This window comes from Shewanella vaxholmensis (assembly GCF_031932135.1).
Classification (GTDB): domain Bacteria; phylum Pseudomonadota; class Gammaproteobacteria; order Enterobacterales; family Shewanellaceae; genus Shewanella; species Shewanella hafniensis.
Genome location: NZ_JAUOEV010000001.1, coordinates 376910 through 393525 on the forward strand (window position 1 = coordinate 376910; position 16616 = coordinate 393525).

A 16616-nucleotide genomic window follows, 5' to 3' on the forward strand; every position below is an offset into this window, starting at 1 on the left:
CTGACCCATACCCTTATTGTCAGAAATGTGCGCATCCTCAAATTAACGCGCTTACCATTGAGATATCGCTCACACCAAAATGAATAATAATTCAACAATTTTAATTTTTTATTTATTTACTGTGTTTGCAATAAAAATCACTATTTCTAAATCAAAAACAATCCCACCAGCATGTTACATTTTAGTAAACCCACAGTTTCCTCATTTTTAAAATTCTTTTTATTCATAATGTTATACAGCACCTTTTACTGTTGACGTTAACGTAAAGCAATTATAGCTTGTGTATAAAACATGAATTAATACCCATGTTTTATGCAAATTTTTGGTTTGACCTTTATTGAATCTCAGGCTAATTTGGGTGGTTCGGGTGCATATCTATAGAAAGTCTTTACATTTTCTCCCCGAGTAGTAATCAGTTGAGGTCTAGGGAGGTTTTTGTATGAGCTTATATCATCCCAGTTTTGAGCGGGACAATTGTGGTTTTGGGTTGATAGCACAGATGGATGGCGAAGCCAGCCACCGTATAGTGCGCACGGCAATCCATGGTCTAGATCGCATGAAGCACCGCGGTGGCATTGCCTCCGACGGTCGCACTGGCGACGGCTGTGGTTTATTAATGCAATTGCCAGTGCAATTTTTTGAAGCGATTGCCGCGGAAAATGATTGGCATTTGAGCCGTAAATTTGCCGTAGGTATGCTGTTTTTAAGTCAAGATGATGAACTGGCCGAACAAGCCAAGTTTATTCTTGAGCGCGAACTCGAGCGTGAAACCTTAAGTATTGCAGGCTGGCGCAAAGTGCCGGTCAATCCCGATGTGTTAGGTGAAATCGGCAAGGCTAGCCTGCCACAAATCTACCAAGTGCTGATCAACGCCCCCATTGGCTGGCGTGAAAAAGACTTGGAACGCCGCCTTTATATGGCGCGTCGCCGCTTAGAGCAGCAAATCACCGACGATAAGGACTTCTATGTCGCGAGTTTGTCTGGCCAAGTTATCGTCTATAAAGGCTTGATGATGCCTGTAGACTTGCCCGCGTTTTATCCCGATCTCGCGGACATTCGCTTAAAAAGCTCTATCTGCCTATTCCATCAACGTTTCTCAACGAATACTTCTCCTAAATGGCCATTAGCTCAGCCGTTTAGATATTTAGCCCATAACGGCGAAATCAATACGATTACGGGTAACCGTCAATGGGCCCGCGCCCGTGCCTATAAGTTTAATTCACCACTACTGCCAGATTTGCAGCAGGCCGCTCCCTTTGTGAATGAAACAGGCTCAGACTCTTCATCTTTAGATAACATGCTGGAAATGCTGTTATCCGGTGGCATGGACTTATACCGAGCCATGCGCTTATTAATTCCGCCAGCATGGCAAAGTAATCCAGAAATGGATGACGAGTTAAAAGCCTTCTACGACTTTAACTCCATGCACATGGAACCTTGGGATGGTCCGGCAGGTATTGTGATGACCAACGGTCGCCATGCCGCCTGCGCCGTTGACCGTAATGGTCTGCGTCCATCGCGTTATGTGATCACAAAAGATCGTATTTTGACCTTGGCCTCCGAAGTCGGTATTTGGGATTACGCAGCCGATGAAGTGATTGAAAAAGGCCGCGTTGGACCGGGTGAGTTACTGGTACTCGATACCTTAAACGGCCGCCTGTACCAATCCTTTGAAATTGATAACGACTTGAAACGTCGCCACCCTTATAAAGAGTGGATGGCGAAGAACAGCCGTACTTTAACGCCAGCGGAAGATTTAGCCTCTGAGCAGCACGGTGCCAGCGAGTTAAGCCCTGAGCTTTTGCTGCAATACCAAAAACAATTTGGCTATACCCGTGAAGAATTAGAGCAAGTCATTTGGGTACTGGCAAAACAAGGTGAAGAAGCCACAGGTTCTATGGGCGACGATACGCCTATGGCGGTATTGTCGAAAAAGTCACGTTCACTGTATGACTATTTTAGGCAAAAATTCGCTCAAGTAACGAATCCACCTATCGACCCATTGCGTGAAAAACACGTTATGTCGTTGACCACTTGTATTGGCCGTGAGCAGAACCTCTTTAATGAAACGACGGGTAATGCTTACCGCGTCATGTTCAACTCACCTATCTTATTGTTCAGTGATTTTAACCAGTTACTGGGATTAGATAGCACTTACTATCGCGCCAACATTGTGGATTTGAATTACGAACCACAGGAAGGCTTAGAAAGTGCCATTCGCCGCATCACAGCCGAAGCCGAGCGTTTAGCCCGCAGCGGCACGACTTTGTTGATCCTTTCGGATAGAGCCATAGGTAAAACGGCACAAGTGATCCCTGCGGCCATGGCGGTCGGTTCTGTGCAACAAATGCTGGTAAATAAGAGCCTCCGCTGCGACACCAACATTATTGTTGAAACCGCATCGGCGCGAGATCCGCATCACTTTGCCGTATTGCTTGGCTTTGGTGCCACCGCGATTTATCCGTACTTAGTGTATGAGTCAATTTCTGAACTGGCGAAACGTCACCAGTTAACCGATACCACAGCATTGATGCTGAACTTCCGTTACGGTATCGAAAAAGGCCTGCGTAAGATCATGTCCAAAATGGGCATCAGCACTGTCGGTTCATATCGTTGTAGCCAACAGTTTGAAGCCATCGGCATCGCCAGTGATGTAATTGAACTGTGCTTTAAAGGCGTGATTAGCCGTATCGAAGGCGTCAGTTTTGCTGAAATCGCCCAAGACCAAGCGATTCTGCACAAAGCCGCCTACCGTGCCCATGTGCCATTACCGCAAGGTGGCCTGCTGAAATACGTTGAAGGGGGTGAATATCACTGCTTTAACCCTGATGTGGTCAACACTTTACAGGCGTCATTGATTGACAAAAACTTCGCGACCTATAAAAAGTTTGCCGACCTCGTCGACAATCGTCCCGTGGCGACACTGCGTGACTTAATCGGTATTAAGGGCGCGCAAGCATCGCTTGATGTCGCCGATGTGGAAGCTGCATCAGGTCTATATTCACGCTTTGACAGCGCGGCCATGAGTATCGGCGCCCTCAGCCCCGAAGCCCATGAAGCGCTGGCTATTGCAATGAACCGCTTAGGCGGCCGCTCGAACTCAGGTGAAGGTGGTGAGGATGCTCGCCGCTTTAATACTGAACGCAACTCTGCGATTAAACAGATTGCCTCGGCACGCTTTGGCGTTACGGCGCACTACTTAGTCAATGCCGATGTGTTGCAGATTAAAGTCGCCCAAGGGGCAAAACCCGGTGAAGGTGGTCAGTTACCCGGCCATAAAGTCAGCGTTGAAATCGCCGGACTGCGTCATGCACGCCCTGGCGTAACCTTAATTTCACCGCCGCCGCACCACGATATTTACTCTATCGAAGATTTAGCCCAGCTGATTTTCGACTTGAAGCAAATCAACACTAAAGCGCTGATTTCAGTGAAACTTGTGTCTGAACCTGGTGTAGGCACGATCGCCACCGGCGTAGCGAAAGCCTATGCAGACATGATCACGATTTCAGGGTATGACGGCGGCACAGGTGCCAGCCCAATCACCTCAGTGAAGTATGCGGGGAGTCCGTGGGAGCTAGGTTTAGCCGAAGTGCATCAATCGCTCGTGGAAAACGGTCTACGCCATAAAATTCGCCTGCAAGTCGATGGCGGCTTAAAAACCGGTACAGATGTGATTAAAGCCGCGTTGTTAGGCGCCGAAAGCTTTGGATTTGGCACTGTGCCTATGATCGCCCTAGGTTGTAAATACCTGCGTATTTGCCACTTGAACAACTGCGCGACTGGCGTGGCGACGCAAGATAAAAACCTGCGTGACAACCATTACCATGGTCTGCCAGAGCGAGTGATGACTTACTTTGAGTTTGTTGCACAGGAAGTTCGTGAATGGATGGCGACCTTAGGGGTGAACAAGTTTGAAGACTTAGTCGGTCGCAGCGAATGGTTATATGCCCTCGAAGGCCAAACCGCGAAGCAACAAGGCTTAGATCTGTCACCGATTTTGTATCAACCCAAGGTGCCAGCAACCTCGTCACGCACTTGGCAAGAAACTAATCCACCAGCGGATTTAGGGCTGCTTAACCAGCATTTATTAAACGAATGCCAAAGTGCTGTCGATAAGGGCGAGAGTTTCGATGCAGCTTACAGCATCAACAACACCGACCGTTCCGTTGGCGCGACGTTGTCAGGCTATATCGCGAGCACACACGGCGTCAAAGGCACCAAAGCGCCGGTCAAACTGAGCTTTAACGGCAGTGCCGGCCAAAGCTTTGGCGTGTGGAACAGCCCAGGCCTTGAGTTAAAACTCTGCGGCGATGCCAACGACTATGTGGGTAAAGGCATGTCTGGCGGCCAAATCGTCATCTACCCGCCAATTGGCAGCCCGTTCCAAAGCGAGCGCAGCGCCATTGTCGGTAACACGTGTCTTTACGGCGCGACGGGCGGCAAGTTCTTCGCCGCGGGTCAAGCGGGCGAGCGTTTTGCGGTCCGTAACTCAGGGGCGATTGCTGTGGTCGAAGGGCTTGGCGATAACGGCTGTGAATACATGACCAGCGGTATTGTGGTTGTCCTTGGTAAAACAGGGGTGAACTTCGGCGCAGGTATGACAGGTGGTTTTGCCTATGTATTCGATCAATTCGGCCGCTTCAATCGCCGTGTGAACACTGAGCTTGTCGATACTCAAAAACTCGAATCCCCCATTCATCAACAACATTTGAAAGGTCTGATTGAAGCCCACGTGGCCGAAACGGGCAGCGAACATGCCAAGATGATCTTAAGTGATTTTGGTAACTGGTTAGATTGCTTCGTATTAGTGAAACCTAAAAATATTGCCGTGGCCGATCTGCTCAAGTTAGAGAAATCGAGCCCAGAATTAGTTGTAAAAGCGGGGTAATGGCGCATGAGTAACGATTTTCAATTTATTGAAGTGGGTCGCAAAGACCCCACCAAACACCCTGCGGCTAAACGTGCGACTCAGTTTATTGAGATTTATCAGCCTTTTGCTCAGCCTGAAGTGGCACAGCAAGCGGATCGCTGTTTAGATTGCGGCAATCCTTATTGTGAGTGGAAGTGCCCACTGCACAATTATATTCCTAACTGGCTCAAGCTAGCGGAGCAAGGTCGCATCATGGAAGCGGCGGATTTAGTGCATGAGACCAACACTCTGCCCGAAATCTGCGGCCGTGTTTGTCCACAGGACAGACTCTGCGAAGGCGCTTGTACCCTTAACGACGACTTTGGTGCTGTCACTATCGGTAATGTCGAAAAATACATTACCGATACAGCAATCGCCCAAGGCTGGCGCCCCGATATGAGCAAGGTCACGCCGCGCGCTGAACGAGTAGCGATTGTCGGCGCAGGTCCTGCAGGTTTGGGCTGCGCGGATATTTTGTCTCGCAACGGTGTTAAAGCCGTGGTCTTTGATAAATATCCACAAATTGGTGGCCTACTCACCTACGGTATTCCGTCTTTTAAACTCGACAAGGCCGTCATGGCGACCCGTCGTAGTGTATTAGAAGGCATGGGCATTGAGTTCAAACTCGGGGTTACTGTCGGTAAAGATATCCCATTTACTAAACTGCTCGAAGAATACGATGCCGTATTCCTTGGTATGGGCACCTATACCGCGATGAAAGCCGGCCTTGAGGGTGAAGATGCCCAAGGCGTATACCAAGCCCTGCCCTATTTGATTGGTAACACCCATCATTTAATGGGCACGCAAGATGCGCAAACGCCCTACCTGAACCTTGAAGGTAAACGTGTGGTGGTATTAGGCGGTGGTGATACTGCGATGGATTGCGTGCGCACAGCCGTCAGACAAGGTGCCAGCAGCGTAGTCTGTGCTTACCGCCGTGATGAGGCCAACATGCCGGGTTCACGCCGCGAAGTACAAAATGCGCGGGAGGAAGGCGTTAATTTCCTGTTTAACCGTCAACCTGTGGCGATTAAAACCCAAGATGGCAAAGTAGTTGGCATTGAATGCGTCGAAACAGCCATGGGCAAAGCCGATGCCAGCGGTCGTCAACGCGCCGAAGCGATTGCGGGTAGCGAACAGTTGCTCGAAGCCGATGCGATAATTATTGCTTTCGGTTTCCAACCTAGCCCAGCACCTTGGTTTGCCGATCATGGCATCGAGCTCGATCAATGGGGCCGAGTTAAAGCGAGTAAGTTAGACGAAAATCCATTCCAAACCACCAACCCTAAAGTGTTTGCTGGTGGTGATATGGTGCGCGGTTCTGATTTAGTCGTGACAGCCATTGCCGAAGGTCGCGATGCTGCTCAAGGTATTCTTAACTACTTGGACTAAGCGCCAAGCTTAAACGCCAATGTGTTAGTTTTATCGCTAAAAAACTGTTTTATCGCTGTCATTTAACAAGCTTTGCAATGGCTGGACTTAGTCAAACAAGTCCAGCCATTTGTTTGTGACTTGTCGCTATCGGTTGATGGAGAAATAGATATAAGCGCGCATCTTATGAGCGTACTTTTCCGTTAACCCTCCCGCATTTTACCGCGCCATTATTAAGCAATCCCAATCTCACCATAACGACTGCATAAAACTGTGTGGTATATTAGCCAGCATTCTCGTGTCCCACTCTTAAGTGTTGAATCAAAAAGGTCTCCCATGAAAATTGGAATTATTGGCGCAATGGAGCCAGAAGTCGCTCACCTTATAGCCGCCATGACAAACGCGACATCGCAAACCATTGCTGGTATTGAATTTATTGCTGGTACACTCGCAGGTAAAGACGTAGTCGTGACTCGCTCAGGCATAGGTAAAGTCGCCGCAAGTATTGCGACCACACTGCTCATCGAAAAATATGCGCCAGATGCGGTGATCAACACAGGTTCTGCCGGTGGCTTTGTCGATACGTTGGCCATTGGTGATATCGTGATTTCTTCTGAAGTACGTCACCATGATGTGGATGTCACCGCCTTTGGTTATGAAATTGGCCAAATGGCACAGCAACCCGCTGCGTTTATTCCTGCCGCACATTTAGTTGAAGCCGCCAACAAGGCCATTGCTCAGCTGGGTGAAGTCAAAGCGATTGAAGGGTTGATCTGTACTGGCGACAGCTTTATTTGCGATCCTGTTCGCACCCAAGCCATGCTCAAAAACTTCCCGACTATGGCCGCCTGTGAGATGGAAGGCGCGGCAATTGCTCAAGTTTGTCATCAGTTTGGTGTGCCATTTGTGGTTATCCGCTCTTTATCGGATAACGCCAACAATGACTCGCCAGTGGATTTTGATTCTTATATTGTCAAAGCGGGTTACCACTCGGCGTTGATGGTGATGCTGCTACTTGAGCAACTGAATCCTGACTCAGTAAAATAATCACTTAAGCGGAAAGTACCGAATGCACACCTCTTTTTATCAACAACTTGTCGAGATAGATGGCGCTTTGTTTGAAGGCTTTTTGGTACTTTTTTTTGCTTTGTTATTGGCGCGCTTAGCACCATTGCCACGGGAAATGCAGCCGCTTATTTGGTTTAGCCATTTAGCCAAGCAACTCGCAGCCAAAGTGAATCGCCCTGAACGATCTCCAAGCCAACAAGCCACAGCAGGCTTTTTAGCTATGTTGCTGTTACTGTTCCCGTTTTGGGCCATTATCACCTTTTTGCTCGAACTGGCCGCCTTTCCATGGTTTTTCGAATTTTTAGTGCTTTATCTGTGTTTAACCGATGCAGGGTTTAGCCAAGTTGCCGATGAAATCGCTAAGGCCTTAAAACGTGGAGACAATGCCAGCGCAAAAAAGCTGTTACAGCCTTGGGTGCTGCGCGATACCGATAGTTTGTCGGAAATCGGCCTAGCCAAAGCCACCATAGAAAAACTCGCCACAGCGCCTATTTACGGCACAGCATCGACCATTTTCTTTTTCGCTATCGCCGGAGCACCGCTAGTGCTGGCGGTGCGCATGCTCAAACAACTCGAATTAAGCTGGCCGCCCATTCAACCAAAGTATCAACATTTTTGCAGTACTGTGAATGGTGTATCCATTATCTTGCTGGCGATTCCGGCTTGGTTGTGGAGCCTGTCGCTCGCCATTCAAGGCGGGCCTAAGGCGTTTGCAAAACTTTTTAGAGCCCCTAAAAATCATCACGCTATTCGAGGTTATGTTCTCAGTGTGAATCTCGTGGCCAGTATTTTGAGAATCGAACTCGGTGGACCACAGAAGTTTGCTGGCGTGCGTATTAATGTGGACAAACTACGTTATGGTCCGCAGCCAACCAGTGATGACATCACGCCTGCAATCAAGCTGACCTCACGTGCCTGTGCTATCTGGTTTAGCTTTATCATTATACTGCCCTTGTTATGGGCAAGTTTACGTTGGTTACAAAGCCTGTGATATGATGCCGCATTATCTCAACGTGAAGTTAAAGGCTGACTATCTTGCTCGAAAACATGCATGTTTCATTAACAACACCTGCGTTGTTATTTCCTGCTATCTCATTGTTACTATTAGCTTATACTAATCGTTTTTTTGCCCTCGCGGCATTAATACGGAGCTTAAGCAGTGGTGAGAAACCCGTTCATAAAGATCAAATCAAAAACCTGAGTCAACGCATTTCCATTATTCGTCGTATGCAAGAAGCGGGCGTATCTAGCTTTGCCCTGTGCGTACTGTGCATGATTTTCATCTATGTCGGCTTTAATAAAACTGGCTCAGTGATTTTTGGCGCTAGCCTGCTATTACTGCTCTATTCACTGATTTTATCTGTGATTGAAATCCGCATCTCTGTGGACGCATTAAATATCCATATCAAAGAGATGAGTAAATGAGCCAGTGGATCTACTTTTTTGATTTATGGGGTACCGCTGTATTTGCGCTATCTGGCGCACTTGCCGCTGGACGCCATAGAATGGACCCCTTTGGCGTAATCGTGCTCGCCTCGGTTACCGCTGTCGGTGGTGGCAGTATTCGTGATGCCTTAATTGGTGCAACGCCAGTGTTCTGGATCCGCGACCCGAATTACATCATAGTGATCCTCGCAACTGTGCTCGCCTGTTTGCTATTAGTCCGTCGCCCTCGTAAGGTACCCGAGTATATTTTACCCGTCGCAGATGCCTTTGGATTGGCCTTGTTTACTGTGATTGGTGCCGAAAAAGCCCTCAATATGGGCTTAAGTGGCATGATTGCCGTGGTTATGGGCTTGATCACAGGCGTGGGAGGAGGCATTATTCGAGACTTACTGTGCAGACAAGTTCCTATGGTGTTACGTACAGAAGTCTATGCCACAGCTTCAATCATTGGTGGTATCGGCTATACCGTGAGTTTAGCCTACGGTATGGGCGAGAAAACGGCGCTGTTTCTGGCGATGACCAGTGCCCTATTTATCCGCTTAAGCGCCATCAAGTGGCATCTGTCGTTACCGGCCTTTGATCTCAAAACCAAGAGGGAATAGTTTGCGAATATTGTGTCTTATTTTGTGCCTCATTTTTGTTCCTGCCCTCAATCCTGCAGCGGCGCAAGCCAACTCAGGTGAAATGCCGCAAGAACAGCTGTTAGCCGTAAAGTATATGAATGCACTAACCGAACACGACTATAAGACACTACGAAAATTCTATAACCGCGACAGTATCTTCTTCGACAAAACCGCTAACCGTAAATACACCGGCGGCCGCTTCATCATCGACTTTCTTGAGCGCGCCCATGAGGGCGTACTCGAGTACGACTTCAACATAGAACATATGTATAACGCTGGCTCTTTGGTAGTAATGATAGGTAACTATCACTTCAAAGGGCCGGGCGAGCAATTCGGCAAACCTGGCAAAATCATCGACATCGCTATTCCTGGCGTCACTAGCCTTAAACTCGATATGCTCAACCATAGGGTGACTGAGCATGTGGATCTTATCGATTACCAGACCATGTCTGATCAATTAGCGATGCAGTAGTCACAAAATTTCCCCGTCTTTGAAACTTGATCCCTAAAAACGGGTCGAAACTAACAATGAGTCAATACCACTGCGTATTTCACCTTAGCTAGGTTGACTGAGTCGTTTCGTTTCAATGAGGTTTGTATGAAGTTTTTTGGATTGATAGCCCTACTCGCCCTTAATGGCTTAATGCTGGCACCAAAAGCACAGGCCTTACAGCCCATTATCGTGTCCTACGCCGTTCAGCCCGTCAGTCATTTTAATCAGCAGCTGCGTGTCGCTCAGGCGCAACATCAACCTTGGTCGGAAGACCCAAGTCAGATCAGCAGCCAATACGCAGGCAACAAATTTACCTTAGTGCGAACCCAAACCAATAAAGACAGCATTTTGACCTATCAGGTGAGCGAGCTCTCCAAGCAACATCCACAAATGCTGTTGATTATTTCCTTAAAGCAGAATGCAAAACAATGGCAGGTGAGTTCGGCGCAACTGGCGTGGAAATGCAGCGATGGGCAACACTTTGGCACCGACAGATGTAATATCGCCGAGCATGAAGCCAACACAGCGCCTTAATCTTATGGGGTGAAACAGATTTAAAAACAAAGAGCGCCCTAAGGCGCTCTTTTTGTTCGATTAACGACTTTTCATTTAACAGACAATGTCTTAAACCAAAGTCACTTTGGCAAACTTGCGTTTACCGACTTGGAATACCGCGACAGTACCAGCAGACAAAGTCATACGGCTATCGTCCAGCTTTTCGCCGTCCATCTTCACCGCGCCTTGCTTGATCATCCGCATGGCTTCTGAAGTCGACGCCACTAAATCAGCATCTTTCAACAGATTTGCAATCGCAATACCTTCACCCGCCACTAACTCGATTTCTTCGATATCGTCAGGGATCATGCCCTTAGCGCGATCGACAAAGGCTTGGTGTGCGCTTTCTGCAGACGCTTCATCGTGGAAACGTGTGATGATTTCCTTCGCCAAAGCGATTTTAATGTCACGTGGGTTAGACCCATTGGCCACATCTTGCTTAAACTGCTCAATTTCAGCCAGTGGACGGAATGATAGCAGCTCAAAGTAGCGCCACATTAAATCGTCCGAAATCGACATCAGCTTGCCAAACATTTCGTTGGCAGGTTCACTCACGCCAATATAGTTGTGCGCCGACTTAGACATTTTCTTCACGCCGTCTAAACCTTCGAGCAGCGGCATCATGATCACAGCTTGTGGCTTTTGGCCTTCCGCTTTTTGCAGTTCACGGCCCATTAATAGGTTGAACTTTTGATCTGTACCACCCAGCTCAACATCGGCCTGCAGCGCAACTGAGTCATAACCTTGCAGTAAAGGATACATAAACTCATGGATAGCAATAGATTGGCCCGAGGCATAACGCTTCTTAAAGTCATCGCGCTCCATCATACGAGCCACAGTTTGCTTGGAAGCAAGGCGGATCATCCCCGCTGCGCCCAATGGCTCTAGCCAGCTTGAGTTAAATTCGATACGGGTTTTAACTGGATCAAGTATCTTATAAACCTGTTCTTTATAGGTTTCGGCGTTCGCTAATACTTGCTCACGGGTTAACGGTGGACGCGTACTGTTTTTACCGCTTGGGTCACCCACCATACCAGTAAAGTCACCGATCAAGAAAATGACTTCATGACCTAACTCTTGGAATAACCTTAATTTATTTAAGATTACTGTGTGTCCAAGATGGATGTCCGGAGCGGTAGGATCGGCACCTAACTTAATACGGAGTGGACGTCCTTCTTTGAGTTTTTCAAGCAGATCCGCTTCGAGTAAAATCTCATCGGTACCACGTCTAATTTCTGCTAATACTTGGTCTAAATCAGCCATCTCGGCAGGGACTCCTAAGGCCATGATCATAAAATGAAGAGACTTATGTTACTTGTTAGCCACCACAATTGAAAGTGTGTACACTAACGGGATTATTTAAGTCTCTGGTTATTGGTATCGGCGTCAATGGGAAAGGTTATAACGTTATTTAAATTGTTGCCTAAAAAGCATCAAATTCTCCTCAGCATTCTTTCAGTTATCACCATGATAACCATGCTACTCCCTTCTGAAGAAGCGCAAGCTTCAAGACAAACCACTAGCATTGATGACCAAGCTCAAATCAACACCCGTTATGATGTGCCTTTAGCGTTTCGCTCGCCTGAACGTCCAGAGTTATTAGAGGGCCAAACAGACAATGCGCCCACCAATGCTGCGCCATTATCGTCAACCGACGTGCTTGCCGCGGGTGATGCTAATAATCCAGCGACAGAATCCCTCGAAAGTGCCCATCACAGGGACGTCGAACATTTTAACGTGAAAAACGGTGACACCTTAGCCGCAGTATTTGATCGCGCAGGATTAACCAGTAAAGACGTGTATGAAATCACCCAACTCCCCTTGGCCAAACAAAACTTACTTAAGATTATGCCAGGCGAAGAAATCGTGATTTCAAAGGATGTTAATGGTGATTTGACCGAAGTGCGTTATCGCGTCAATGCAATTTCAACCTTAGTGATTACTAAGAATCAAGAGCAATACCAAGAAAAAATCTCTGAGAAGGATGTGGAAATTCGCAGCCATTTCACCAGTGCTAAGATTAAGAGCAACTTCTGGAACGCCGCCGTCGATGCAGGCATGAGTGCAAATCAGATCATGCAATTATCGACCGTATTTGGCTGGGACATCGACTTCGCCTTAGATTTACGCGAAGGCGACAACTTTGCCATTATTTATGAGCAAGAATATGCCGATGGTGAATTTTTGCGTAACGGCAATATCTTAGCCGCAGAATTTGTTAACCAAGATGAGCGCTATACCGCCATTCGCTATACCGACGGCAACTATTATTCCGAAAATGGCACTAGCATGCGTAAAGCCTTCTTACGCTCACCAGTCGATTTTAAATATGTCAGTTCCAACTTTAATCCAAGGCGTTTACACCCAGTAACGGGCCAAGTAAAAGCCCATCGTGGTGTGGATTATGTCGCCGCCATTGGCACACCCATTAAAGCGGCGGGGAGCGGACGCGTCATCGAAGCGGGCTACAATCAATTCAACGGTAACTATGTGTTTATCAAACACAACGATACCTATACCACCAAATATCTTCACCTCACGAAGCGCAACGTCAGCAAAGGAGCCAGCGTTAAGCAAGGGCAAATCATAGGTACATTAGGTAAAACGGGGCGCGTCACGGGTGCGCATTTGCATTACGAATTTATCGTCAATGGCGTCCACCGCAACCCAAGAACCATAACGCTACCTAAAGCCGAATCAATTGCGAGAAAAGAAAAACATCAATTTGATGCACTCAGCCAGCAATTGATGACTACACTTTCGCAAAACAAGCAAACGCAATTGGCAATGCAATAACGACGGACGGATTCCTCCCAATGAAAAACGCTTATTATATTGGACTGATGTCAGGCACCAGCATGGACGGTGTCGATGCCGTATTGGTCGACTTTTCTGGCGCGCAGCCGCAGCTTATCGCCAGCCATACCGAAGCCATACCGAGCCATTTGCTCAAAGGCCTACAGCGCCTTTGCTTACCCAGTACAGATGAAATTAACCGCCTCGGCCGTTTAGATCGTAATGTAGGTCAACTGTTTGCCTTAGCAGTCAATAATCTGCTGAGCAAATGCACCATTGCCAAAGAAGAGGTTATCGCCATTGGAAGCCATGGCCAAACCGTGCGCCACATGCCAAACCTTGAAGTGGGTTTTACCCTGCAAATTGGCGATCCAAACACTATAGCAACTGAAACCGGTATCGATGTGATTGCCGATTTTCGCCGTAAAGATATTGCCCTAGGTGGCCAAGGCGCGCCCTTAGTGCCCGCATTCCACCAGCAAACCTTTGCTGAAGTTGGCAAAAAACGCATTATTTTAAATATTGGCGGCATAGCTAACATTACTTATTTACCGGGCAACAGTGACCAAGTGCTGGGCTTCGACACGGGACCTGGCAATACCTTGGTAGACGCCTGGATCCAGCAGGTGAAAAGTGAGCCCTTCGATAGAGATGGCGAATGGGCGGCATCGGGCAAAACCGACCAAGGCCTGTTAATGCAACTGCTTTCGCACCCGTATTTCTCCCTTGCTTACCCTAAAAGCACTGGGCGAGAGCTATTTAACCAAGCTTGGTTAGAACAGCAATTATCGCCTTTTAATCATTTAGATGAAGAAGATATCCAATCGACGTTATTGGATTTAACCTGCCACAGCATAGCCCAAGACATTATTAAACTATCCAATGAAGGGGAATTGTTCGTCTGTGGTGGCGGCGCGTTCAATGGCCAACTGATGCAACGTCTTGCCGCCTTATTACCAGGTTATAAGCTGGATACTACCTCGGCCCTTGGCGTCGACCCTAAATGGGCCGAAGGCATCGCCTTCGCCTGGCTCGCCATGCGTAACCACTTAGGCTTACCCGCCAACCTCCCAGCTGTCACAGGCGCCTCCCGCGAAGCTGTACTCGGCGGAAGATTTAGCGCTAAGTAATCCTTAAAGCAACTTATTTAAGTAACTTATGCTTAAGCAAGATGATATCCCGTTGTGGGAAGCCATCGAGCGTCATCACTAAGCGGTTTGACTCTTGGATATACGTCATAGAGCCAAAACCGCTTAAGCTCGAACGGGGAACCCTTAGGAGTGATGTCAGCTGTTGATTGCTCGCCTCCCAAAAATTCAGCCGCTGCTCGTTACCATTACTCGATTTAAAATACACCCCGTTTGCCGTAAGCACCCAGTTATTACCTGCACGGAATACTTTGCTAGGAATTAACTCTCGAACCTGCTCAGGCTGCGTTAAATCAATCTGCCAGAGTCCATTCCCCCCATAACGGCTAAATACAAATTCGTTAGCCGATTTCGCAAATCCCACAGCCATAGTCAGAGGACTGATCACTCTTGGTGTACTGTTATCTAAATAAAACTCCGTGATGCCATCGCTGGTCGATGCTAATACGGCAGTGCCCTGCCAATTCCAACTGGGGCGACCGTGATTGTGATAACTCGAGGCTAAGGCAGTAATATTTTTATTGGCTAAATCTAAAATAAAAATGCGATTACCTTCATTGCGATCATCGGGGGCGATAAAAGCTATTTTAGAGCCATCGGGAGACCAACGCGGGTAAGCTACGCGCGACTTGAGATGAGTATGTTGCTCAAGTTTTTTGCCGTTTATATCTGACGCCCAAATCTCGTTATAGCCAGTCTCACTAGAGACAAATACTATCCGTTTCGCCTCGGGGGAATAATCGGGATTTCGGTGGCTGATACTAGAATACAGGAGCGGAAACAAACTGCCAGATACCGACTCCCCAAGGGAAAAATACGCCATTTGGAATTGACGACGATACTGGTGATAAACAAGCTCACCTTCCGCTGATACACTGCTGGGATAACTCATTCCCTCTACATCGAGAGATTGAATATGCGTGGTTGCAATATCGATAGTAAAACCGTTGCGACTGCCGGAATCTTCGGTGGCAAAAACCAGCGACTGGCTATCAGGTGTCCAACTCAAGCCGCGAATATCTTCTAGTCCGTGGGTTAAGCGTTTCTCACTGGCACTGGCTAAATCCCGAATAAAAATATCTTCCGAGATATTACTAAAGCGTCTCGCTATTGCCAGCCAACGACCATCAGGACTGAAGGCTAAATCTCGGTCTTCATAGTTACAGTGCACTTCGCAGGATAATCTTTCAGCCTTAGCGTCAGGTTGCACCAAAGACAAACGGTAGATACCACCCACCTTACCCGCCTCAAGGGAGGAAACATACGCAAGATATTGGCCGTCAGCAGAAATATCTATTGCCGCCATATCGGTCGAGCAAGGCGCTAAGGCGAGGGTTTCATTGGTTGCAAGGGTTAACTGAGTAATTTGGCACTCTCCCGTTCCCTGAGTTCGGGAGGCAAAAAACAACTTAGTGTCATCTAAACTCCACACTGCGCGAAGCTCTGCCGATGTGGAAGGCGTTAACTGACGGGCGGGGATGTCTTCACGTTTAAAATCTTTAAGATACAGACTAGAAGTAACGCCAGGACGACTCGCACCATACACTAACCAACGCCTATCGTGGGATAACCTAGGATAACGCTCCGATCCCGGATCTCTGGTCAGCACTGTCATTTGGGTCTCTGTCATCCGCTGTTTATCTTGGTACAGGTGCACGCCAATCAATAGACCAACAGTCACAATGACCGCCCCCATCAATATCACCATAAAATGCAGTCGTCGCATCGTATGCTGTAACTTCGCCTCAGTGATTTGGAGTTTATCGATGTCGGTGTCATCAGAAATGTCGTAGACAGGGGGCAATAAGAGGCGGTACCCAGCCTTACGCACGGTTTCAATCACACCACCATCCTGTTCGAGTGGCGACAATTGCTGCCGTAAATGCCAAATCGCATTAGTGAGTGCCTTAGTTCCTACGTAAACATTGCCCTCCCACACTTTTTCGATCAACTCATCACGGGTCACCACATTAGGATGACGCAAGGCAAGATAGCTAAGCACTTCAATAAACTTAGGTTGAAGTGACACCTTAGCGGCTTCATGTTGGGACGTTTCATCCGCCTGCGTTTGAAATGAAATTGAGTTATCGGAAGGGTCAATGCGACAACTTCCTAAGCAAAAACTCAACTTATTCTTATCCTTCATTTTTCTCACACCTGAGTTATTGATCTTTTTATGGTTAGGGTAATGAGTGCATCATTCGGTT

12 protein-coding genes are annotated in these 16616 nt (G+C 47.7%); 10 read left to right on the forward strand and 2 right to left on the reverse strand.

Annotation, left to right across the window (positions count from 1 at the left end):
• Window positions 1–439 precede the first annotated feature (439 nt).
• The 8 genes from gltB to Q4Q46_RS01555 all read left to right on the forward strand — a co-directional run bounded on the left by gltB (window position 440) and on the right by Q4Q46_RS01555 (window position 10444).
• Window positions 440–4888 carry a glutamate synthase large subunit gene (gene gltB, locus Q4Q46_RS01520; RefSeq protein WP_311905048.1) on the forward strand — a complete coding sequence of 1483 codons (4449 nt, stop codon included), beginning with the start codon at window positions 440–442 and terminating at the stop codon, window positions 4886–4888.
• Window positions 4889–4894: 6 nt separating this feature from the next.
• Window positions 4895–6301 carry a glutamate synthase small subunit GltD family protein gene (locus Q4Q46_RS01525; protein ID WP_107402372.1) on the forward strand — a complete coding sequence of 469 codons (1407 nt, stop codon included), beginning with the start codon at window positions 4895–4897 and terminating at the stop codon, window positions 6299–6301.
• Window positions 6302–6616: 315 nt separating this feature from the next.
• On the forward strand, window positions 6617–7327 hold the full coding sequence (locus tag Q4Q46_RS01530; RefSeq protein WP_259582913.1) for a 5'-methylthioadenosine/adenosylhomocysteine nucleosidase: 711 nt from the start codon (window positions 6617–6619) through the stop codon (window positions 7325–7327).
• Window positions 7328–7349: 22 nt separating this feature from the next.
• Entirely contained in the window at window positions 7350–8339 is a 990-nt protein-coding gene (locus Q4Q46_RS01535) for a cobalamin biosynthesis protein CobD/CbiB (protein ID WP_106649835.1), read from the forward strand.
• Between the two features lie 56 nt (window positions 8340–8395).
• Window positions 8396–8773, forward strand: coding sequence for a DUF2721 domain-containing protein (locus Q4Q46_RS01540; protein ID WP_126493519.1), 378 nt, complete (start codon window positions 8396–8398; stop codon window positions 8771–8773).
• Window positions 8770–9396: a trimeric intracellular cation channel family protein gene (locus tag Q4Q46_RS01545; protein ID WP_006080751.1), complete on the forward strand. Its 627-nt coding sequence runs from the start codon at window positions 8770–8772 to the stop codon at window positions 9394–9396. Before Q4Q46_RS01540 ends, Q4Q46_RS01545 begins: the two co-directional genes overlap by 4 nt.
• A 1-nt stretch (window position 9397) precedes the next feature.
• Window positions 9398–9889, forward strand: coding sequence for a nuclear transport factor 2 family protein (locus Q4Q46_RS01550; protein ID WP_012088589.1), 492 nt, complete (start codon window positions 9398–9400; stop codon window positions 9887–9889).
• Window positions 9890–10015: 126 nt separating this feature from the next.
• Complete coding sequence (locus Q4Q46_RS01555; protein WP_012088588.1) at window positions 10016–10444, forward strand: hypothetical protein; 429 nt, start codon at window positions 10016–10018, stop codon at window positions 10442–10444.
• 90 nt (window positions 10445–10534) lie between these two features.
• Here Q4Q46_RS01555 and tyrS read toward each other — a convergent pair whose 3' ends face one another.
• Window positions 10535–11728 carry a tyrosine--tRNA ligase gene (gene tyrS / locus Q4Q46_RS01560; protein WP_012088587.1) on the reverse strand — a complete coding sequence of 398 codons (1194 nt, stop codon included), beginning with the start codon at window positions 11726–11728 and terminating at the stop codon, window positions 10535–10537.
• Between the two features lie 126 nt (window positions 11729–11854).
• Between tyrS and Q4Q46_RS01565 the strand changes: the two genes are divergently transcribed.
• A complete protein-coding gene (locus Q4Q46_RS01565) occupies window positions 11855–13261 on the forward strand; it encodes a peptidoglycan DD-metalloendopeptidase family protein (protein ID WP_012088586.1) in 1407 nt (468 codons plus the stop codon).
• A gap of 20 nt (window positions 13262–13281) precedes the next feature.
• Complete coding sequence (locus Q4Q46_RS01570) at window positions 13282–14391, forward strand: anhydro-N-acetylmuramic acid kinase (RefSeq protein ID WP_012088585.1); 1110 nt, start codon at window positions 13282–13284, stop codon at window positions 14389–14391.
• A 13-nt stretch (window positions 14392–14404) separates the two neighbouring features.
• Here Q4Q46_RS01570 and Q4Q46_RS01575 read toward each other — a convergent pair whose 3' ends face one another.
• Window positions 14405–16555, reverse strand: coding sequence for a winged helix-turn-helix domain-containing protein (locus tag Q4Q46_RS01575; RefSeq protein ID WP_311905049.1), 2151 nt, complete (start codon window positions 16553–16555; stop codon window positions 14405–14407).
• Window positions 16556–16616 lie beyond the last annotated feature (61 nt).